The following is a 20,870-nucleotide window of genomic DNA, read 5'->3' as shown; positions in this document are numbered from 1 at the left end:
CTCCGCGCGAGGGTCTCTTCCCACGCTGAGACAATCGGGGCATGACGGAACCCATCAAGAAAGATAAATCCCCCACGGACACCCCCACGAACGCCGGCGGCGAATGGCTTCACGTGGAGTCGCTGGACCTCGACGCACAGGGCGTGGCGCACAAAGCTGACGGCATGGTCGTGTTCATCGAGGGCGCGCTGCCCTTCGAAGAGGTGCAGCTCAACGTGCACCGCCGCAAGAACAACTGGGAGCAGGGCACGGTCACGCAGATCCGGCGCGAGTCCTCGCAGCGCGTGCGGCCCGGCTGCCCGCACTTCGGCCTGCACACGGGCGCCTGCGGCGGCTGCAAGATGCAGCACCTCGACGCCGCGGCGCAGGTGGCGGTGAAGCAGCGCGCGCTCGAGGACAACCTCTGGCACCTCGGCAAGGTCCGTCCCGAGAACCTGCTGCGTCCGCTCGAGGGCCCGGCCTGGCACTACCGCTACCGGGCGCGCCTGTCGGTGCGCCACGTGGTCAAGAAGGGCACGGTGCTGATCGGCTTCCATGAGCGCAAGAGCCGTTACCTGGCCGACATGCAGGTTTGTCCCGTGCTGCCCAGGCAGGTCAGCCAGATGCTGATGCCGCTGCGCGCGCTGATCGCCTCGCTCGATGCGCGCGACACCTGCCCGCAGATCGAACTGGCCTGCGGCGACGCGCCGGGTACCCAGGCGCTCGGCACCATCGCGCTGGTGCTGCGGCACCTCGAGCCGCTGTCGGACGCGGACATCGGACGCCTCAAGGCCTTCGCCGCGAAGAACGATCAGGTGCAATGGTGGCTGCAGCCCAAGGGGCCCGACACCGTGCGGTTGCTCGAGGAGGGCGGCACGCCGCTGGCCTACGGGCTGCCAGAGTTCGGCGTGACGATGCCGTTCCGGCCCACCGATTTCACGCAGGTCAATCCGCACATCAACCGGGCGCTCGTGGGCAAGGCGCTGCGCCTGCTCGATGTGCAGTCTGACGAACGCGTGATCGACTGGTTCTGCGGCCTCGGCAACTTCACGCTGCCGTTGGCAAGCCGCGCGCGCGAGGTGCTGGGCATCGAGGGCAGCGACACGCTGGTGGCGCGGGCCACCGAGAATTTCCGCAAGAACCAGCCCGCGACATCCGCGCGGCGTGCGCTGTCGCCGGCTTCGTTCGTGGCGCGCAACCTGTTCGAGATGACGCCCGAGATGCTGGTCGCCGACGGGCAGGCCGACAAGTGGCTGGTCGACCCGCCGCGCGAGGGCGCCTTCGCGCTGGCCAAGGCGATGGCCGACCTGCATCAGCAGCCCGAGCTGCGCACGGGCGGATGGACGCCGCCCAGGCGCATCGTCTACGTGAGCTGCAATCCGTCGACGCTCGCGCGCGATGCCGGCCTGCTGGTGCACCAGGCGGGCTACCGCTGCACGCATGCGGGCGTGGTCAACATGTTCCCGCACACGGCGCACGTGGAGTCGATCGCGGTGTTCGAGCGCGAATGAGCCGGTTCTGACGCCGCAATGAGAAAGGGCCCCGAAGGGCCCTTTCTTTTTCGCCGATCGATGGCCGCGGGGCCATCGAAAGAGGAATCGTCAGTCGCGTTCGCCGCCCGCGAGGCCCAGCAGCGCCAGCAGGCTCTGGAAGACGTTGAACAGGTCGAGGTACAGGGCGAGCGTCGCGCTGATGTAGTTGGTCTCGCCGCCGTCGATGATCTGCTTCAGGTCATAGAGCATGTAGGCCGAGAAGATGCCGATGGCCGCGACCGAGATCGCGAACATGCCGGCGGTCGAACCGACGAACACGTTGATGACTGCGCCGACCATCAGCACCATTGCGCCGACGAACAGCCACTTGCCCATGCCCGACAGGTCGCGCTTGATCACGGTGGCCAGCGAGGCCATCACGAAGAACACGCCGGCGGTGCCGCCGAAGGCCGTCATGATGAGTTCGGGGCCGTTCTTGAAGCCCAGCACCATCGCGATCAGGCGCGAGAGCATCAGGCCCATGAAGAAGGTGAAGCCCAGCAGCACCGGCACGCCGGCGGCCGAGTTCTTGGTCTTCTCGATCGCGAACATGAAACCGAAGGCGCCGCCGAGGAAGACGATGAGTCCGAGGCCGCCGGTCAGCGAACGGGTGATGCCGGTCTGCACGCCCAGCCAGGCGCCCAGCACGGTGGGTAGGAGGCTCAGCGCCAGCAGCCAGTAGGTGTTGCGCAGCACGCGTTGGCGGTCAGCCTGCGGCAGTACCTGGCCGTAGCCGGTGGAAGTGTCGAGGGTTGTAACGCGGTCATTCATGGCCGAAGCTCCTGTGGTTGCTGCCTTGGCAGTTGGGCTCATTCTAGAAGTCTGCAAGACCGGGGCCTCCAAAGACCGTATGGGGGGTGTTCCTTAGGCGGCGCGCCGTCCGACAGGGGGAGCCCATGCGACGGACCGGTATGCTCGGGGGTTCGCGCAACAAGACTTTTGATCACCATCATGCAAACGAAATCATTCCTCGAACTCGCCGATGTCAAGCTGATCGCCGCCGCCGCGGAAGCTGAGGCACTCAAGAACAACTGGGCCGTGACCATCGCCATCGCCGACGACGCGGGCAACCTGCTGTGGCTGCAGCGCCTCGACGGCGCGGCCGCGCTGTCCTCGCACATCGCACCGGCCAAGGCCCATACGGCCGCCATGGGCCGCCGCGAGAGCAAGGTCTACGAGGACATCATCAACGGCGGCCGCACCGCTTTCCTGACGGCACCCCTGGTGCAAGGCCTGCTCGAGGGCGGCGTGCCGATCGTGAAGGACGGTCATGTGATCGGCGCGGTGGGCGTGAGCGGCGTGAAGTCCAACGAAGATGCGCAGGTCGCCAAGGCCGGCATCGCGGCGCTCGGCCTCTGAGATCCTGCGCGGGGCGCCTCGGCGCCTTGCACCAGCGAAAACGCCGACTCGAGGGTCGGCGTCAGATTGCTGACAAACCCCAAGCCCTCGCCCCCGGCGAGGGCTTTGTGCTTTTAAATGGCGGGATGCTCAAGAGCCCCACCCCCGCGCAGCAAGAACTCGAGATGGTGACGCTGGAGATGCTGGTGCCGCAGGACCACTTGCTGCGCAAGATCGAAGCGGCGATCGATTTCGAGTTCATCCGGGCCAAGGTCGCTCACCTGTACTGCGCCGACAACGGCCGCCCGGCGCTCGATCCGGTCGTGATGTTCAAGCTGCTGCTGGTGGGCTACTTGTTCGGCGTACGCAGCGAGCGGCAGCTGATGCGCGAAGTGCAGGTCAACGTGGCCTACCGCTGGTTTGCCGGCTTTCGCCTGACCGACAAGGTCCCCGACGCTTCCACCTTCTCGCAGAACCGGCGCCGCCGCTACAGCGACACCACCGTGTACCAGGAGATCTTCGACGAGATCGTGCGCCAGGCCATCGGCCACGGCATGGTCGATGGCCGGGTGCTGTACACCGACAGCACCCACCTGAAGGCCAACGCCAACAAGAACAAGTTCGACCTCGTGCAGGTCCAGCAGACACCCTCGGCCTACCTGGGAGCGCTGGACGCGGCGGTCGATGCGGATCGCGCCGCGCAGGGCAAGAAGCCCTTGAAGCGTGATGACGACGATACCCCGCCGCCGAGCAAGGAAGTCAAGCGCAGCCGCACCGATCCCGACAGCGGCTTCATGGTGCGCGACGACAAGCCTCGAGGCTTCTTCTACCTGGACCACCGCACGGTCGACGCCAAGCACGCCATCATCACCGACACCCACGTCACGCCGGCCTCGGTGCACGACAGCCAGCCGTACCTGGGGCGGCTGGACCATCAGCGAGAGCGCTTCGGCCTGCAGGTGCAGGCCGTGGGCCTGGATGCGGGCTACTTCACACCGGCGATCTGCCAGGGACTGGAGACGCGTGGCATCGCCGGGGTAATGGGCTACCGCACGCCGACCCACAAGCCGGGCACCTTCTACAAGCGCCAGTACGAATACGACCGCTACCGCGACGAGTATGTCTGCCCGGCGGGGCAGGCGCTGGCGTACAGCACGACCAGCCGGGTGGGCTATCGCGAGTACAAGTCCGATCCGGCAATCTGCCGACGCTGCGAGCTGCGCGGGCAGTGCACGAGCAGCGCCAATGCGGTGAAGGTGGTGGTGCGCCACGTCTGGGAGTGGGCCAAGGAGCGGGTGGACACCAGGCGTCTGACCGAAGAGGGCAAGCGCCTGTATGCGCGGCGCAAGGAGACGGTGGAGCGCAGCTTCGCCGATGCCAAGCAGCTGCACGGGCATCGCTACGCACGCATGCGAGGGCTGCGCAAGGTGGCCGAGCAGTGCTTGCTGGCGGCGGCTGCGCAGAACATCAAGAAGATCGCGCTGCTGCTGGCGCGTCTGAGGGCGCTTTTACGTCATCGCAGGCGCGTTCTGACTGCGCAACAGCGCATCCAGGCCTGCTCGGACCTCGTTGCAGCTCGATGGGGCGAGCGCCGCGCAGAAATCGGCTTCGCTTGAAAGACAAAACCCCATGTTCCGGAAAACATGGGGTTCGTCAGCAGCCTGACGCCGACTCGAGGGTCGGCGTTTTGCATTGGACGTTCAGCGTGAAAAAAAGCTTGGCTAGTCGGCGAACCGTTGGCTAGCAAAAAACGACCCTTCGGAGAAATGAATCTCCTGGAGTCGCCCCACGATGAAACTTGCGCGAGGGGCGGGCTGACCGGGACCTACTTGGTCAGGATCAGCTTGCCCAGTTTGGTGGCCTGCAGGCGGTACAGCGAGCCGTTGTGCATGATGCCGACGGTCTTGCTGCCCTTGAGCAGTTCGGTGCTTTCGACCATCGGAACCGGCCGCTGAGCCTGGATGGTGGCGTGACCGCCGCCCGATTGATCGAGCGAAGGGTGGCTCAGAACAGAAAAGGCGTTGGTGGTGGCTGGCATCTCGAATTCCTCTTATCGAAGCGATGACTGAATGATAATAATTCTCATCAAGAAGTCAATCGCCGCGATGAAAAATTTTGTGAGCCGCGGGGCCGTTATTTCGCGTCGGGCTCGGTGATGAAGCCGATCTTGCGCACGCCGGCTTCGCGGGCCTCGGACATCGCCTTGGCCACGCGCTCGTAGCGCACCGCCTTGTCGCCGCGGATGTGCAGCTCGGGCTGCGGCTCCTTGGCGGCCTCGGCCGCGAGGCGGCCCGGGAGTTCGCTGTCGGCGATCTTCTGGTCGTTCCAGTAGTAGTCGCCCTCGGCCGTCACGCTGAACAGGATGTTCTCGGGCTTCGGCTGCTCGGGCTCGCTGGTGGCGCGCGGCAGGTCGATGTTCACCGCGTGCTTCATCACCGGCACGGTGATGATGAAGATGATCAGGAGCACCAGCATGACGTCGACCAGCGGCGTCATGTTGATCTCGTTCATCACCTCATCGGGTTCGTCTTGGGTACCGAAAGCCATGATGCTCAGCCCTTCTTGAGCGGAACCACGATCGATTCGGCGCCGCTCTGGACGCGGGCACCGGTCACGAAGTAGGCGTGCAGGTCGTGCGCGAAGGCATTGAGCTTGGTCAGCACGAACTTGTTGCCGCGCACCAGGGCGTTGTAGCCGAGCACCGCGGGAATGGCGACCGCGAGGCCCAGGGCCGTCATGATCAGCGCTTCGCCGATCGGGCCCGCGACCTTGTCGATCGTGGCCTGGCCGGCCGAGCCGATGCTCATCAGTGCGTGATAGATGCCCCAGACGGTACCGAACAGGCCGATGAAGGGCGCGGTCGAGCCGACCGACGCCAGCACGGCCAGGCCGGTCTGCAGGCGCGCGGTGAAGGCGTCGATGCCGTTGCGCAGCGAGCGCGTGATCCAGTCGCTGACGTCGAGCGCGTCATGCAGGTGCGCCTTGGTGTTGCGGTGGTGGGCGGCGGCTTCGCGGCCTTCGAGCGCGAGGGCGCGGAAGGGGTTGCTGTCGTCCTTGCCGAGCTTGTTGAGCGCGGTGGCGAAATCCTCGCTGTGCCAGAAGTCCTGCGACTGCTTGGCGAGACGCTTGTAGCGGATGACGTCGAGCGCCTTGACGATGATCACGATCCACGACGCGAGCGACATGGCGATCAACAGCACCGCGACGGCCTTGGTGACGAAGTCGCCTTGGTGCCAGACATTCATCAAGCCAAATTGGGAATCCATAGGGGTCTCAGTTACTTAGGTTGGTTGAAAACGATGGGCGCGGGCAGCATGAAGAGGGTCTCGTCGCTCGCGTTCGGATAGTTGCTCACGGTCACGGACGACTTCAGCACCGCCTCGCGGGCCGCGCGGTCGAGGCGGTCGTAGCCGCTGGACTTGAGGATCTCGGCGCGGCGCACGATGCCGCTGCGGTTGAAGTACACGGCGATGGTCACCGTGCCCGATTCGCCGAGCCGTGAACTCAGCTGCGGATAGACCACCACCGGCTGGCGCAGCCACTGCGCCTGCGCGGCCGTCACCTCGACCACCCTGGGCGGTGCGGGCGGTGCCGGCGGAGGGGCCGGCGGCGCGGGTGGCGCCGGCGGCGGCGAGGGGGGTGTCGGTGCCGGCGGCGGCGGTTCCGGATCGCCCACGGGGGCTTGCGGCGCCGGCGTGGGCTTGGGCTCGCGGATGGCCTGCGGACGCGGCGGCGGCGGCGCCTTCACGCGCGGCTGGGGCGGCGGCGGAGGTGGGGGCGGCGGAGGCGGCGTCGGCTTCGGCGGCTCGATGAACTGGCTCATGATCTCGACCGGGATCACCACTTCGGCGGCCCGGCGCAGCAGGCCGCTCTGCAGCGCCCAGAGCGCTGCGGCGTGGAAGACGATCACGCCACCGGCGATGGCGGCGTTGCGCGAGAGGCCGAGAAAGGTAGGAGGGGGGGCAAAGCGGTCAGACACGATCAACCATTCGAGTGCGAGCACGTGGGTACGTGCCCCGATTGCAGCAAAACCGCTACGACGACGTCTACTTCTATTTACGAAGGATCCACCAGACGGAGCCCGCCACCAGGATCAGGCTGCCGCCGAGTGCAGAGACGAGTTCCATGCTTTGCTTTCCTTGATGGAGTTGGCAAGCTGGATCGACTTCGGTTCCGATTCGCAGTGCAGGGCCGCGACCGGGTGCGAAGCGCTGCACTGCGCGACGATATCGCGCGCACATCCTTCGCATTGGCCACACTGGGTGGCCACGCCGAGTTCGAATTGCACTTCGTCGAAAGTCATCCCCGCGCGCACGTGGCGTGCGATTTCGCGGTCGGAGACTCGGCGGCAAATGCAAACGATCATGGCTGTGAAGGCGGCAGTTTGGCTGGCTGTTGGATGCAACGATTATAAATAAGAATCCCTCGCATTTGCAATAACTATCGTATTCGCCAGCGCCCGGCGCGACAGCTATTCGCTATGAGGGGGCGGTCGCCTATATCTCCGACCAGAGCCGAAGCAGGTTGTGGTAGTGGCCGGTCAGGGCCACGGTTTCCTCGGATTCGCCCAGCCGGGCGCGCAGTTTCTGGATGTTCTGGTCGAGTTCGAACAGCATCGCGCGCTGCTGGTCGTTGCGCACCATGCTCTGGGCCCAGAAGAAGGCGCATACGCGCGCGCCCCGGGTCACGGGGTGCACGCGGTGCAGGCTGCTCGAGGGATACAGGATCAGGTCGCCGGCCGGCAGCTTGACCTCGTGCGAACCGTAGGTGTCGACCACCTCGAGCTCGCCGCCGTCGTAGTCGTCCGGGTCGCAGAGAAACAAGGTGCACGACAGGTCGGTGCGCAGCGGCTGCTCGCTGCCGGGCACGGCGCGCACCGCGCCATCGACGTGCAGGCCGTAGTGCTCGCCGCCCTCGTAGCGGTTGAACAGCGGCGGCACGAAGCGCGCGGGCAGGGCGGCCGAGAAGAACAGCGGGTTGCGCGCCAGCGCGGCCAGCACGGTCTTGGCGAGCTCGCGTCCGACCGGCGAATGCTCGGACAACTGTCGGTTGCGCTTGACCTGCGCTCCCTGGTCGCCGACGGTCTCGCGCCCGTCGACCCACTGGGTGGCATCGAGCGTGGCGCGCATCCTGCGCACCTGGTCCGGGCTCAGCACTTCGGGCACATGCAGCATCATCTTCGGGAACTCCGGAAGGAAAAAAGCCCCGGCGCGGGCCGGGGCTCGAGTGTCGCACCGCGGCGCACCGGGCTCGGCCGGCGGCGCGCCGTGGCGAACGATCAGAACGCGAAGTTCGCGGTGACCTTGAACGAGCGCGGCGTGCCCGGCGTGTAGCGGTAGCCCGACTTGTTGATGGCCGCCACGTAGTCCTTGTCGAACAGGTTGTAGACGTTGAGTTGCAGGTCCACGTTCTTGTTGATCCGGTAGGACGCCATGGCGTCGACCACCCAGTACGACTCGACGTAGGCCGGCGTGCCGACCGCGCCGTCGGTGCCGCGGTAGAGCTTGCCGTTGTAGCGCGCGCCGCCGCCGATGGTCAGTCCGAACGGCAACTGGTAGGTGGTCCACAGCGTGAAGGCGCGCTTGGGCGTGTAGGCCAGCGCGGTCGAGCCGTCGGCCAGCACCGAGGGGCCGCTGAGCACGCGGGTGTTCATCGTCGTGAAGCCCGTGGTCACGCCCCAGTTGTCGGTGATCGCGCCCGACACGCCGAGCTCGATGCCCTGCACGCGCTTCTTGCCGGTCTGGTAGTACTGCTGCGAGACCGAGTCCTGCACCACCTCGTTGCTGACGTCGGTGCGGTAGAGCGCGGCCGTCAGCGCCACGTGCTTGTTGAGCACGTCCCACTTGGTGCCGAGCTCGTAGGTCTTGGCCTTCTGTGGCAGGAAGTCGGTGCGCGCGGCGCTGTTGCCGGTGCCGCCCGCGGCGAGCTGGAAGTTCGAGCCGCCCGGCGGTTGCGCTGCCGTGCCGTAGGCGGCATAGACGCTGCCGTTCTCGGTCGGCTTGTAGACCAGGCCGATCTTGCCCGACCACAGGCTGTCCGACAGCTTGAGGTTGGTCGGGGTCAGCACGCCGCTGGTGGCGTTCAGCGCCGTCGAGTCGAACTTGGTCGAGTAGTGGTCGTAGCGCAGGCCGCCGGTCAGCATCCACTGCTCGTTGAACTTGACCGTGTCGAACACGTAGGCGCCGACGGTGGTGGTCTCGCCCGAGGTGGTGGTGCCGTTCGGGATGCGGTTGTAGCCGATCACGTAGGGGTTGGGCGCGTACAGGTTGGCGGCCGGCCAGGCGCCGCTGTTGGAGAAGCCCGGAACGTTGAAGACCTTGGCGTTCTGGCCGTAGTAGCCCACCGAGTCCTGCTTTTCGCGGATCAGTTCCACGCCGGCGTTGAGCGTGTGGCCCACGCTGCCGGTGTTGAACTTCGCGCTCACGTTCGTCTGGTTCGTGAAGATCGTGTTTTCCTGGTCCTTGTTGGTCGGCGAGCTGCGCGCGATGGTCCAGCCCAGGGGGACGAACTGGTTGGGCGTCAGCAGGTTGGCCGTGCTGCCCATGAAGGAGGTCAGCAGGTAGTCCTGCTGCGTCTTGGCATAGCGCGTGGTGTTGCGGATCGTGATGTCCGGCGTCAGGTCATGCTCGACGCGCGCCGTGAACATGTCGGTCGTGACGTGGTCGAAGTCCGAGCTCGTGCCGTAGAAGTTCTTCGAGTTCACGCGCGAGGCGTAGTTGAGGTAGCCGCGCTTGGTGTCGGGCGTCGAGAAGCCGGGCAGGCCGATGGTGGGGACGCCGCCGTCGGGAATATTGTTCTGCTCGACGTGCACGAAGTCGAAGAAGAAGCGCGTCGGGCTGTTCAGGCCCAGGGCCAGCGAGGGCGCGACCGCCCAGCGCTTGTTCTTCACGAAATCGCGGCCGGCCACGCCGGCGTCCTCGGCCACGGCGTTCAGGCGGAAGGCCGCGCCGATGCCGTTCTCGCCGCTGAGCGACTTGTTCCAGTCGATGCTGCCGCGCTTGAAGTCGGCGCTGCCGAAGCCCAGCGAGCCCGTGAAGCTGTCGTCGAGCTTGGGCTTCTTGGTCACGAGGTTGATGTAGCCGGTGGGCGAGGTGCGGCCCACGTCGGTGCCCGAGGGGCCCTTCACGACTTCGACCTGGTCGATGTTGAAGGTGTCGCGCGAGATCGAGCCGATGTCGCGGATGCCGTCGACGAAGATCGCGCTCGAGCTGTCGAAGCCGCGCATGAACACCGCGTCGCCGGTGTTGGTGTTGCCGTTCTCCCCGAGGAAGAAGGTGCCCACGCCGGGGGTGTTGCGCAGCGCTTCGGTCAGCGTGGTGGCGCCCTGGTCGCGCAGCACCTGCTCCTTGATGACCTGCACGGTCTGCGGCGTGTTCACCAGCGGTGCCGTGAACTTGGGATTGGCCGAGGTGTCGGCCTTGAAGTCGGCGGCGACCGAACCCTCGACGCGAATCTCGGGCAGCACGCGCGAGGGCTGCTGCTGGGCGATGGCGGGGGCAGAGAGGGCGATCAGCGTGGCGGCTGCGGCGCCCGAGACCTGGGGAACGGCGCGCGCGACGGCGTGCTTCCGGCTCTTGATATAGGAGGTGGCCATGAAGGTTCTCGAAAAAGGAAAAAACGCCCTGAGAACTCGACTGGCGATGCCCTGCGCGCGTGCTTGCGGAAGCACTGGCGGGCTGGCTGGGTGAGCGAACTGCGGGAGGGCAGAAGTAAAAACCGTGTCAAATGATAATGTTTATCAATACGAATACTGAGTACTTTTGCTGGAATATGCCTCTGTGGCTTTGTAAAGTAGATACTTTGTTGCAGTGATGCAACTGCTAATTCTGTGGAAATTGTTGACAGGGTCGCAACAATGCTAGGCGGCATCGGCCGCCGAGGGCTTCAGTAGACGTCGCGTCTGTAGCGCCCCGAGCCGACCAGCTCGGCCCACAACGCCTCGCCGGCCACCTGCCGCAGCGCCGCATCCACGCCCGCGGCCATTCCTTGCAGGCTGCCGCACACGTACACGGCCGCGCCGCGCGCGAGCCATTCGCGCAGCGCATCGGCGCGCTGCAGCAGCCGATGCTGCACGTAGAGCCGCTCGGCCTGGTCGCGCGAGAACACCATGTCGAGTTCGCTCAGCGCGCCTTCGCGCTGCCAGCCCTCGATCTCGTCGCGGCAGAGGAAGTCGTGCGCCGCGTGGCGCTCGCCGAATACCAGCCAGTTCTCGTGTCGGCCCGCCGCGATGCGCGCATGCAGATGCGCGCGCAGCCCGGCCAGCCCGGTGCCGTTGCCGATCAGGATCAGCGGGCGCGAAGCATTGCCCTCGAGGCGGAAGCCGCGGTGCGCGCGCAGGCGCAGCGCCACCGTGTCGCCGATGGCCAGCGTCGAGGTCAGATGGCCCGAGGCCATGCCCAACGTGCCGTCGGGGTGTTGTTCCTGTCGTACCAGCAACTGCAGTTCGCCATCGGCGGGCAGCGAGGCGATCGAGTAGTCGCGCGGCCGCGATGGATCGCTCGCGACCGCCATCTGCACCAGGTCGCCCGAGTCCCAGGCCGGCATCGCACCGGCCTGCGGCACCAGACCGAGTAGGAAGACCGGCGCGCCCGCGCTGCCGGGATTGAGCAGGTTGCGATGCGCGAGACGCCACGGAGCGAAGGCGCGGCTTTCTTCCTCGTCGTGCGCGACCTCGGCATCTCCCCATCGCGCATGCCACGTGGCCAGCGCCTCGGGATCGCCGTTGTCGACCTCGACGCGCGCGAAGGACGGCGTCGCGCCCTGGCCTTGCAGCCAGTCGTCGAGCTGGCGCCCGAAGCCGCAGAAGTTCGCGTACTGGCGGTCGCCCAGGGCCAGCACCGCGTAGCGCAGCGCGGAGAGATCGGTTTGCTCGGCCATCGCCTTTTCGGCGAACAGGCTGGCGCCATCGGGCGCATCGCCTTCGCCATAGGTGCTGGCCACGAACAGCGCCTGCCGCGCGTCGCGCAGGGTGGCGGCGTCGAGCGCATTGAGTTCCATCACGCGCACCGGCGTGCCGGCCGCGCGCAGGCGGCGCGCGGTCTGCCAGGCGATGGCTTCGGCCTGGCCGGTCTGGCTGGCGAACAGCACCAGCGTCGGAGGCACCGTGCCGTCGCCCGCCAGTGCCTGCGCGGCGCGCGCGGTGGCCGCGACAGCGCGGCGTTCGCGCGTGTAGATCGCCAGGCACATCGCGCCGTAGGCGGCCACGGTGGAGCCCGCGGCCAGCGCGCGCAGCAGCGTCTCGTTCATGCCGAGGCGGTCCGTTCGGTCCAGGCCGGCGTCGCGCGCAGGCTCGGCGCTTCGTCGCCCTGCGCCGCATGCGCGACGAACAGCGCCGCGATGCCGCGCGCCTCGGCGAAGACGAAGCCTTCCTCGGCTCCGAGCACCGTCAGCACCGTGGCCAGCGCATCGGCCTGCATGCACTGCGCGTGCAGCACGGTGACGCTCGCGAGCCCGGCGGTCACGGGCTCGCCGCTGCGCGGATCGATGGTGTGCGACCAGCGGCGGCCTGCGTGCTCGCGCTGGTGCCATCGATCGCCGGAAGTGGCGATCGCGAGGCCGTCGAGCGCCACGTGCACCGGCGCGGGCAGTTCGCCGTCGACCTGCACGCGCCACGGCTGTCCGCCGGGGCGCCGGCCCACGCCGCGCAGTTCGCCGCCGATCTCGAACAGGAAATCCTCGAGGCCGAGCGCCTGCAGGGCCTCGACGCCGTGATCGACCGCGAAGCCCTTGGCGATGCCCGACAGATCGAGCGCGAAGCCGCCGGGTTGGGTCAGCGTGGCCGTTGCGTCATCGGCCATTTCGAAGGCGAGCTTTCGCCAGCCCGTGCGCTTGCGTGCCGCTTCAAGGGCGTCCGTGTCGATGGGGCCATCGTTTGCATCGGGGCCGAAACCCCAACTGGCCACCAGTGCGCCGACCGTCGGATCGATCGCGCCGCCGCTGTCCTCGGCCCATTGCAGCGCGCAGGCCATCACGCGCGCGAACTCGGCCGGAAGCGTGTGCCGCGTGCCCGCCGGCGCGCGGTTGAAGCGCGAGATCCCGGCGTCGGCCTCCCAGTGGCTCATCTGCGCGATCACGCGCGCCAGCGCCGATTCGACCGCCTCGCGCACCTCGGCCAGCGGACGCATGCCGGGGTTGTCGAAGCGCAGCGACCAGGTCGTGCCCATGGTCCGGCCGGCCAGCTGGTGCAGGCGGGCCGGATCGGCGAGGCGCGGCACGGCCGCGTTGGCGTAGCCGCCGTGCCAGGAACCGCGGGAGGCGAAGGAAAGGCCCAAGGCGGTCAGGGCATGACTTCGAGCGTGGCCGCGTAGCTCAGGCGGCGCTCCTTGGCGTTCGGCACGGTGGTCTTGCCGTCGCGCGTGGATACGTCGAGCCAGTACATGCCGGCGCTGGGCCAGGTCACGCTGAACTGGCCCTTGTCGTCGGTCTTGACCTTGAACTCCTCGAGCTTGTCGCGGTACTGCGTGTTGCCCGCGGTCACCGTCACTTCGAGGTCCTTGGCGGGCTGGCCGTCCAGGTGCAGCGTGAAGCTGGCCTTCTCGCCCTTGGCGAGGTCGGTCGGGCTGCCGGCGGAGATCAGCTCCAGCCCCTGGCCGATCGGCTTCAGCGCCGAGGGCTTGCCGACGGTGACGAAGGTCTCGATGCGGCCCGAGGACTGGGTGATGGTCACGTCCTGCGCATCGGCCGGGATTTCCTTGGCGATGGTCTCGGGCGTGCCGCGTGCGCGCTTGTTCTGGCCGGTGGCCTTGTCCTTCCAGCTCGCGAAGGCGCCGCCGTTGATCACGGCGATGCGGTAGGTGCCGGGCTGCGCGACCGGCACATCGAACACGTTGCGCTGCTTGAGCTTGGCCTCGCTCTCGGGCTTGACGGCGCTGCCGTCGGGCGCGGTGATCTGCAGGCCCTCGAGGCGCAGCGGCGCATGGTTGGCGACGAACAGGTCGTTCGACACCGCGGCATCGACGCTGACCGTGTCGGCCTTCGAGAACACGGTGCCCGAAGGCAGCAGCCAGGCGTTGTGCGCGTGGGACAGCGGGGCGATGGCGACGAAGGTGGCGGCAATGGCGGCGGCGCGCAGGCGGAGGGTGTTCATGGCGATTCCTTGGAGGTGAGCGGCGAAGGTGCGGGGCGATGTGGCGGTCAGGGCTTGAGCTCGAGCTTGATCTCGCCCAGTTCTTCCTTGCCCGAAGCGGTCGGCTGCGAGGCGCTGGTTGGCGGCCACTGGAATGGGATGCTCACGACCTCGCGGCCGCCGACTTCGCGCGCGGCTTCCACCACCAGCTTGTAGCTGCCCGGCGCCAGTTGCGGCATCGGCGCGCTGCCGTCGGTGAAGCTCAGCTGGTGCTTGCCCGCGGGCTTGGTCGCGCCAGTCACGCCGTCGATCGGCACCGACAGGTCGCGGCCGCCGCGGCGCCACCACTGGCGCATGTCCTTGAGCCACTTGGTGCCTTCGCCCTCGGGGTTGTTGGTCTTGGTGCGCACGTCGTACCAGACCGCCAGCGTGCCGGCCACGGTGTTGTCGGCGCGCTCGATCCAGGTCGCGATGTAGGGGCGGTGGTATTCCGACACGTTGAGGCGCGGCACCTCGATGTTGACGCCGAGACTGGCCGAAAAGGCCGGCGCGGCGAAAAGCGCCGACATGGCGAGCGGTGCGAGCGAGTAGCGGATGTGCACGAGAGGGGCCTCTTTCTTCGAAACGGACGAAACCAAAGTCAGTGGATGAAAAGCAGCGCGAGCAGCACCGGCACCACCAGCCCCATGCCCACCATCGGCCAGGTGAAGGGGCGGTTGCCCGCATGCATCTTGAGAATGAACAGGCCGGTGATCGAGAAGACCAGCGCGGCACCCGCGAAGATGTCGATGAACCAGCTCCAGGCGGTGCCGGTGTTGCGGCCCTTGTGCAGGTCGTTGAAATAGGAGAGCCAGCCGCGGTCGGTGCGCTCGTACTCGGCCTCGCCGTCGGCCAGGCTCAGGCGCAGCCAGGCGTCGCCGCCGGGGCGGGGCAGCGACAGGTAGATCTCGTCGTCCGACCATTCGGCCTCGCGGCCGGCGGTGTCGATGTCCCAGCGCTGGCGCACCCAGGCCTGGAGTTCGGCGGGCAGCGCGGCCTTGCCCTTGGCCGCCGTGTTCGCCTTGACCTCGCCCATGGCCGATTCGAGGCGGGTGCGCAGCGCCTCGTCGACGGTCGCGTGCAGCCGCGTGACCTGCGGCTTGCCCTCGATCTGCCCCGCGTGGTTGAGCGTGAAGCCGGTGACGCTGAAGAGCACCATGCCGATCAGGCAGATGGCGGAGCTGACCCAGTGCCATTCGTGCAGGGTCTTGAGCCAGTAGGCGCGGCGGCGATTGTCGGGGGAGGCGGCATTCATTGGCGGCCGGCATTTTAGGCGCGCAAATGAGAATTGATTTCGTTTGGCAATCGGGTTCGACCCTTGCCGAAGGGGGCGATCCTGTCGAATCTAAGGTAAATCCTTTGTCTTATGCTATTAATTGGATAGCGTGTGAAGTTTGGTAAAGGCCAAACGCACGCCAAAAAAAAGCGGGACCGAAGTCCCGCAGTTGTCGAGTGCAGTGAAATGCGAAGGGGAGACTTACTCGATCTCGCCCATTTGCGACTGCAGGTAGTTCTGCAGGCCCACGCGGTCGATCAGGTCGATCTGGGTCTCGAGGAAGTCGATGTGCTCCTCGGTGTCGTCGAGGATTTCCTGCAGCAGGTCGCGCGAGACGTAGTCGCGCACCGATTCGCAATGCGCGATGCCGTCCTTGATGGTGGCTTGCGCGCCGGTCTCGGCACCGAGGTCGCAGCGCAGCAGTTCGGGTACGTCCTCGCCGATGTTCAGCTTGCCCAGGTCCTGCAGGTTCGGCAGGCCGTCGAGCATGAAGATGCGGTCCATCAGCTTGTCGGCATGCTTCATCTCGCCGATCGATTCTTCGTATTCCTTCTTGGCCAGCTTGTCGAGGCCCCAGTGCTTGAGCATGCGGTAGTGAAGGAAGTACTGGTTGATCGCAGTCAGCTCGTTCTTGAGCTGCGCCTGCAGATGCTCGATGACCTTGGGATCGCCCTTCATGGTGTTTTTCCTTCTTATGAAAGCAGTAAAGGCCGCGATTGTCGGAGGGCGAGGGAGGCCGGCGCAAGCAAAGCCATGCATTCGCGGTCTGCATGCGTGTGATGGCGATACACGTTCGCATTGAGACGCGGCGAGCCCATCGCAAACATAGCGGCTCCCAATACTTTTAATAGTTCTTGGCTATCAAAAATGCAATATTGGTAGCTATACTCATGGCTCGCACTTATTTTTCCACCCGCAGCATCCAAGGAATCTTCATGTCCCTGATCAACACCCAAGTCCTGCCCTTCAAGACCCAGGCCTACCTCAACGGCAAGTTCATCGATGTGTCCGACGAAACGCTCAAGGGCAAGTGGTCCGTGCTGATCTTCATGCCGGCGGCTTTCACCTTCAACTGCCCGACCGAAGTCGAAGACGCGGCCGACAACTACCCCGAGTTCCAGAAGCTGGGTGCCGAGGTCTACATCGTGACCACCGACACGCACTTCTCGCACAAGGTCTGGCACGACACCTCGCCGGCCGTGGGCAAGGCCAAGTTCCCCCTGGTGGGCGACCCGACCCACACGCTGACCAACAACTTCGGCGTGCATATCCCCGAAGAAGGCCTGGCACTGCGCGGCACCTTCGTGATCAACCCCGAAGGCATCATCAAGACCGCCGAAGTGCACTCCAACGAGATCGCCCGCGACGTCAAGGAAACCCTGCGCAAGCTCAAGGCAGCGGTCTACACCGCCGCCCACCCGAACGAAGTCTGCCCGGCCAAATGGAATGAAGGCGACAAGACCATCGCCCCGTCGTTCGACCTCGTCGGCAAGATCTAAGGCGCTCCGCGCGAAAGCCCGGGCGCTCACGAGGCCCCCGGGCTTTCTTGTCCCCAGTTGATAGTTTCCAGTTATCGAAAGAGAGTTCCTCATGCTCGACGCCAGCACCAAAGCCCAATTGAAGAGTTACCTCGACCGCGCCACGCAGCCGATCGAGATCGTCGCCTCGCTCGACGACAGCAAGGCCTCGGACGAAGTGCTGTCGTTGCTGAAGGACGTGGCCGAAGCCTCGCCGCTGGTCCGCCTGAGCGAAAGCCGCGACGACAACCACCGCAAGCCCTCGTTCTCGGTCAACCGCCCGAGCGAAAACCACGGCCCGCGCTTCGCCGGCCTGCCGATGGGCCATGAATTCACCTCGCTGATCCTCGCGCTGCTGCAGATCGGCGGCTACCCGCCGAAGGTGGAGCAGGCCGTGCTCGACCAGATCAAGGCGCTCGACGGCGATTTCGAGTTCGAGATCTACGTTTCGCTGACCTGCCATAACTGCCCCGACGTGGTCCAGGCGCTGAACCTGATGGCGGTGCAGAACCCGCGCATCCGCACCACGATGATCGAGGGCGGCACCTTCCAGGAAGAAGTGAAGGAACGCCAGGTGATGGCCGTGCCCACCGTGTTCCTCAACGGCACCGAGTTCGGCCAGGGCCGCATGAGCCTCGAAGAGATCCTCGCGAAGATCGACAACAGCGGCGTCGAGCGCGAAGCGAAGAAGATCGCCGCCAAGGACCCGTTCGACGTGCTGATCGTCGGCGGCGGCCCCGCGGGCGCCGCGGCGGCCGTGTATGCGGCGCGCAAGGGTATCCGCACCGGCGTGGCCTCCGAGCGTTTCGGCGGCCAGGTGCTCGACACCATGGGCATCGAGAACTTCATCTCGATCAAGGAGACCGAGGGACCGAAGTTCGCCCATGCGCTCGAGGAGCACGTGCGCGACTACGAGGTCGACATCATGAACCTGCAGCGCGCCAAGGCGCTGATTCCGGGCGAGGGCCTGATCGAGGTGCAGCTCGAGAGCGGCGCGTCGCTCAAGAGCAAGTCGGTGATCATCTCGACCGGCGCGCGCTGGCGCAACATCAACGTGCCCGGCGAGCACGAGTTCAAGAACAAGGGCGTGGCCTACTGCCCGCACTGCGACGGCCCGCTGTTCAAGGGCAAGCGCGTGGCCGTGATCGGCGGCGGCAACTCGGGCGTCGAGGCGGCGATCGACCTGGCCGGCATCGTGGGCCATGTCACGCTGATCGAGTTCGACACCCAACTGCGCGCGGACGCGGTGCTGCAGCGCAAGCTGCACAGCCTGAAGAACGTCGACGTGTTCACCAACGCGCAGACCACCGAGATCACCGGCGACCAGAAGGTCAACGGCCTGGTCTACAAGGACCGCGCGACCGGCGAAGCCAAGCGCGTCGAACTCGAGGGCGTGTTCATCCAGATCGGCCTGGTGCCCAACACCGACTGGCTCAAGGGCACGATCGAACTGTCGAAGCACGGCGAGATCGTGGTGGACGCGAAGGGCCAGACCTCGGTGCCCGGCGTGTTCGCCGCGGGCGACGCGACCACGGTGCCGTTCAAGCAGATCATCATCGCGGCCGGCGACGGCGCGAAGGCGGCGCTCGGTGCATTCGATCACCTGATCCGCACTTCAGCCCCAGCTTGAGTGGGTCCATCGGCGGTCAGATGAGAATTATTCTCATAAAATAGTTTTCAGAGGCTCGCACGCCGCGCATCGCGGCGAGAACACCAAGAAAAGAGAACCGAGCCTCCCGCCGCCAGCCAGGTCAGCCGCGCAGTTTCCGCTGCGCCGAGGTCCAGCAAGCCGTTGTCCATTCCAACGCTTGCCGGACCTTTTTCGTGGCCGCCACCTCTACCCGTTCCTCGCGCTTCGAGCGCCCGTTCTCCTCTTCTTCCTCTTCCCGACCCGTGCGTGCGCGCCGCGCGCTGCTGCCCTGGCTGATCGCCAGCGGCTTCGGCGCCGCGGCGCCGGCCTGGGCCCAGCAGCCGCCCCCGCAGCAGGTCGCCGCGCTCGGCGAGATCGTGGTCAGCGGCTCGCGCTCCGAACAGGAGAAGGACGCGCTGCCGGTCAGCGTCGAGGTGCTCAACCGCGAGACGATCGAATCGAAGCAGATCAACGACATCCGCGACGCGGTGCGCGACCTGCCGAACGTCTCGGTCAAGCGCTCGCCGGCGCGCTTCGGGCTCGCGCAGGGCAACACCGGCCGCGACAACAACGCCGGCTTCAACATCCGCGGCCTCGACGGCAACCGCGTGCTGCTGCTGACCGACGGCATCCGCACGCCGCGCAGCTATGTCTTCAGCGCCAACGCCTTCGGCCGCGACTACTTCGACATCGGCCTGATCGAGCGCATCGAGATCCTCAAGGGCCCGGCCTCGGCGCTCTACGGCTCCGACGGCCTCGCGGGCCTGGTCAACTTCATCACGCGCGATCCGTCCTCGTTCCTGCGCGACGGCAAGAGCTTCGGCGGCAGCGCCAGCCTGGGCTACAGCGGTGACGACAACGGCCGCCGCGCCGGCGTCACGCTCGCGGGCAAGCCCAGCGACACGCTGCAGTGGCTGCTCTCGGCCAACCTCGGCCGCTCGCACGAGCTCGAGAACCGCGGCAGCTACAACGCGCCCAATGCCGACCGCACCACGCCCAACCCGCAGCGCGACCGCAGCGGGGCGCTGCTGGCCAAGGTCATCCTCACGCCCAATGCCGACCAGCGCCACGGCTTCACCTTCGAGCACATCGAGAAGACCAGCCGCTACGACCTGCTGTCGGGCCTCGCGAAGCCGCCCTATGCCTCGACCTCGGTGGTCGGCCTCAACGCCCGCACCGACCTGCAGCGCGACCGCTTCACCTACGACGGGCGTCTGCGCCTGAATTCGGTCGTGGCCGACAGCCTGCAGGCCACGGTGAGCTACCAGAAATCGAAGTCGCGCGAGTACATCTTCGAGGACCGCTTCAGCGCCGCCGACCGTTCGCGCGACGTGACCTACGACGAGAGCACCTGGCAGTTCGGCCTGCAGGCCGACAAGCTGGTGCGCGCCGGGGACTGGGCCCAGAAGATCACCTACGGCTTCGACTACGCGCGCACCAACGTCGAGAACCTGCAGACCGGCCTGGTGCCGCCTGCCGGCGAGAGCTATCCGCTCAAGCGCTTCCCCGACACGCGCGAGACCTCCTCGGCCTTCTATGTGCAGGACGAGTTCATCCATGACCGCTGGAGCATCACCCCCGGCATCCGCTTCGACCGCTTCTCGCTCGACGCCAAGCAGGCTGGCTTCAACGCGCAGGCCGTCTCGCTCTCGGGCTCGGCGGTCTCGCCCAAGCTCGGGGTGCTGTTCCGCGCCACGCCGCAATGGAGCGTCTACGGCAACTACGCCTCGGGCTTCAAGGCGCCCAACGCGTTCCAGGTCAACAACTTCTTCGAGAACACGATCTCGGGCTACCGCACGATCCCGAACCCCAACCTCAAGCCCGAGAAAAGCCAGAACGTCGAGCTCGGCGTGCGCGGGCGCACCGGCGTGCTGAACTTCGACGTCGCCGCCTTCAGCGGCAACTACAAGGACCTGATCGAGAACGACCGCCAGGTCGGCGGCGTGTTCGGCTCGCGCGTGAACCCGGCCACCTTCCAGTCGGTCAACATCGGCCGCGCGCGCATCAGCGGCTTCGAGGTCAAGGGCGAGCTCGACTTCACCGACAACGGCCATGGTTTCTCGGTGCCCTTCGCCTGGGGCCAGACGCGCGGGCGCGACCGCAGCAACAACCGCCCACTGAACTCCATCGATCCGCGCAAGCTCAACCTCGGCCTGGCCTACAAGGCGCCGGCCTGGTCGGTGCGGCTCGACGCGGTGCACCATGCGGCCAAGAAGCGCTCCGACGTGGATGCGGCCGAAATCACCACCGGCGGCGTGCAGTTCCTCACGCCCTCGGCGACCACGCTGGATCTGAGCGCCCAATGGCGCATCAACCGCGACCTGCGCCTCAACGCCTCGATCACGAACCTCACGAACAAGCGCTACTGGATGTGGAGCGACGTGCGCGGCCTGACCTCCACCGCGCTGATCCGCGACGCCTACACGCAGCCGGGACGCAGCTTCAACGTCTCGCTCGTGGCCGACTTCTGAGCCACCGAATTCAACCCAGGAAG

20 protein-coding genes are annotated in these 20,870 nt (G+C 66.5%); 6 read left to right on the top strand and 14 right to left on the bottom strand.

Annotated features, from left to right (window positions below; genetic code table 11):
* The first annotated feature begins 41 nt into the window (after positions 1–41).
* Positions 42–1,490, top strand: a complete 1,449-nt coding sequence (gene rlmD, locus ACEN9J_RS09970; RefSeq protein ID WP_261213611.1) for a 23S rRNA (uracil(1939)-C(5))-methyltransferase RlmD — start codon at positions 42–44, stop codon at positions 1,488–1,490.
* 90 nt (positions 1,491–1,580) lie between these two features.
* On the opposite strand, the gene ACEN9J_RS09965 is transcribed toward rlmD, so the two are convergent.
* Positions 1,581–2,282: a Bax inhibitor-1/YccA family protein gene (locus ACEN9J_RS09965; protein ID WP_057590307.1), complete on the bottom strand. Its 702-nt coding sequence runs from the start codon at positions 2,280–2,282 to the stop codon at positions 1,581–1,583.
* Between the two features lie 180 nt (positions 2,283–2,462).
* On the opposite strand from ACEN9J_RS09965, the gene ACEN9J_RS09960 reads away from it, so the two are divergent.
* Together ACEN9J_RS09960 and ACEN9J_RS09955 are read left to right on the top strand one after the other, a co-directional pair.
* Positions 2,463–2,870 (top strand): GlcG/HbpS family heme-binding protein, encoded by a 408-nt coding sequence (locus ACEN9J_RS09960; protein ID WP_057590432.1) that lies wholly within the window; start codon positions 2,463–2,465, stop codon positions 2,868–2,870.
* A gap of 125 nt (positions 2,871–2,995) precedes the next feature.
* Positions 2,996–4,465, top strand: coding sequence for an IS1182 family transposase (locus ACEN9J_RS09955; protein WP_413761731.1), 1,470 nt, complete (start codon positions 2,996–2,998; stop codon positions 4,463–4,465).
* Positions 4,466–4,674: 209 nt separating this feature from the next.
* On the opposite strand, the gene hemP is transcribed toward ACEN9J_RS09955, so the two are convergent.
* The 13 genes from hemP to bfr form a co-directional block, all read right to left on the bottom strand.
* Complete coding sequence (gene hemP / locus ACEN9J_RS09950) at positions 4,675–4,887, bottom strand: hemin uptake protein HemP (protein ID WP_057590305.1); 213 nt, start codon at positions 4,885–4,887, stop codon at positions 4,675–4,677.
* 95 nt (positions 4,888–4,982) lie between these two features.
* On the bottom strand, positions 4,983–5,396 hold the full coding sequence (locus tag ACEN9J_RS09945; protein WP_057590304.1) for an ExbD/TolR family protein: 414 nt from the start codon (positions 5,394–5,396) through the stop codon (positions 4,983–4,985).
* A gap of 5 nt (positions 5,397–5,401) precedes the next feature.
* Positions 5,402–6,115: a MotA/TolQ/ExbB proton channel family protein gene (locus ACEN9J_RS09940; RefSeq protein WP_057590302.1), complete on the bottom strand. Its 714-nt coding sequence runs from the start codon at positions 6,113–6,115 to the stop codon at positions 5,402–5,404.
* Positions 6,116–6,126: 11 nt separating this feature from the next.
* Positions 6,127–6,828, bottom strand: coding sequence for an energy transducer TonB (locus tag ACEN9J_RS09935; protein WP_261213606.1), 702 nt, complete (start codon positions 6,826–6,828; stop codon positions 6,127–6,129).
* Between the two features lie 114 nt (positions 6,829–6,942).
* Complete coding sequence (locus ACEN9J_RS09930; RefSeq protein WP_082322199.1) at positions 6,943–7,215, bottom strand: bacterioferritin-associated ferredoxin; 273 nt, start codon at positions 7,213–7,215, stop codon at positions 6,943–6,945.
* 130 nt (positions 7,216–7,345) lie between these two features.
* Positions 7,346–8,026 (bottom strand): Fe2+-dependent dioxygenase, encoded by a 681-nt coding sequence (locus ACEN9J_RS09925; RefSeq protein WP_208512141.1) that lies wholly within the window; start codon positions 8,024–8,026, stop codon positions 7,346–7,348.
* Between the two features lie 101 nt (positions 8,027–8,127).
* Positions 8,128–10,443 carry a catecholate siderophore receptor Fiu gene (locus ACEN9J_RS09920; protein ID WP_413763957.1) on the bottom strand — a complete coding sequence of 772 codons (2,316 nt, stop codon included), beginning with the start codon at positions 10,441–10,443 and terminating at the stop codon, positions 8,128–8,130.
* Positions 10,444–10,733: 290 nt separating this feature from the next.
* Complete coding sequence (locus ACEN9J_RS09915) at positions 10,734–12,095, bottom strand: sulfite reductase subunit alpha (protein ID WP_057595998.1); 1,362 nt, start codon at positions 12,093–12,095, stop codon at positions 10,734–10,736.
* Complete coding sequence (locus tag ACEN9J_RS09910) at positions 12,092–13,120, bottom strand: FAD:protein FMN transferase (protein ID WP_413763956.1); 1,029 nt, start codon at positions 13,118–13,120, stop codon at positions 12,092–12,094. The genes ACEN9J_RS09915 and ACEN9J_RS09910 overlap by 4 nt, the downstream gene beginning before the upstream one ends.
* Positions 13,121–13,125: 5 nt before the next feature.
* Positions 13,126–13,935: a DUF4198 domain-containing protein gene (locus ACEN9J_RS09905; RefSeq protein ID WP_413763955.1), complete on the bottom strand. Its 810-nt coding sequence runs from the start codon at positions 13,933–13,935 to the stop codon at positions 13,126–13,128.
* Positions 13,936–13,982: 47 nt separating this feature from the next.
* The gene (locus ACEN9J_RS09900; RefSeq protein WP_172705657.1) at positions 13,983–14,483 is read right to left on the bottom strand and encodes a DUF2271 domain-containing protein; all 501 of its coding nucleotides are present in this window, start codon (positions 14,481–14,483) and stop codon (positions 13,983–13,985) included.
* A gap of 71 nt (positions 14,484–14,554) precedes the next feature.
* The gene (locus ACEN9J_RS09895) at positions 14,555–15,208 is read right to left on the bottom strand and encodes a PepSY-associated TM helix domain-containing protein (protein ID WP_057595994.1); all 654 of its coding nucleotides are present in this window, start codon (positions 15,206–15,208) and stop codon (positions 14,555–14,557) included.
* 222 nt (positions 15,209–15,430) lie between these two features.
* A complete protein-coding gene (gene bfr, locus ACEN9J_RS09890; protein WP_057595993.1) occupies positions 15,431–15,907 on the bottom strand; it encodes a bacterioferritin in 477 nt (158 codons plus the stop codon).
* Positions 15,908–16,164: 257 nt separating this feature from the next.
* On the opposite strand from bfr, the gene ahpC reads away from it, so the two are divergent.
* From ahpC to ACEN9J_RS09875, 3 genes are all read left to right on the top strand, one after another.
* Positions 16,165–16,728: an alkyl hydroperoxide reductase subunit C gene (gene ahpC / locus ACEN9J_RS09885; protein WP_057595992.1), complete on the top strand. Its 564-nt coding sequence runs from the start codon at positions 16,165–16,167 to the stop codon at positions 16,726–16,728.
* 91 nt (positions 16,729–16,819) lie between these two features.
* On the top strand, positions 16,820–18,376 hold the full coding sequence (gene ahpF / locus ACEN9J_RS09880; protein WP_261213592.1) for an alkyl hydroperoxide reductase subunit F: 1,557 nt from the start codon (positions 16,820–16,822) through the stop codon (positions 18,374–18,376).
* Positions 18,377–18,570: 194 nt separating this feature from the next.
* Positions 18,571–20,847, top strand: coding sequence for a TonB-dependent hemoglobin/transferrin/lactoferrin family receptor (locus ACEN9J_RS09875; protein WP_413763954.1), 2,277 nt, complete (start codon positions 18,571–18,573; stop codon positions 20,845–20,847).
* Positions 20,848–20,870: the final 23 nt, after the last annotated feature.

This window comes from Variovorax sp. Varisp41, assembly GCF_047325085.1.
Lineage (GTDB): Bacteria > Pseudomonadota > Gammaproteobacteria > Burkholderiales > Burkholderiaceae_C > Variovorax.
Note: the sequence above shows the minus strand (reverse complement) of the source record. Positions and strands in the feature narration are given on the sequence as shown.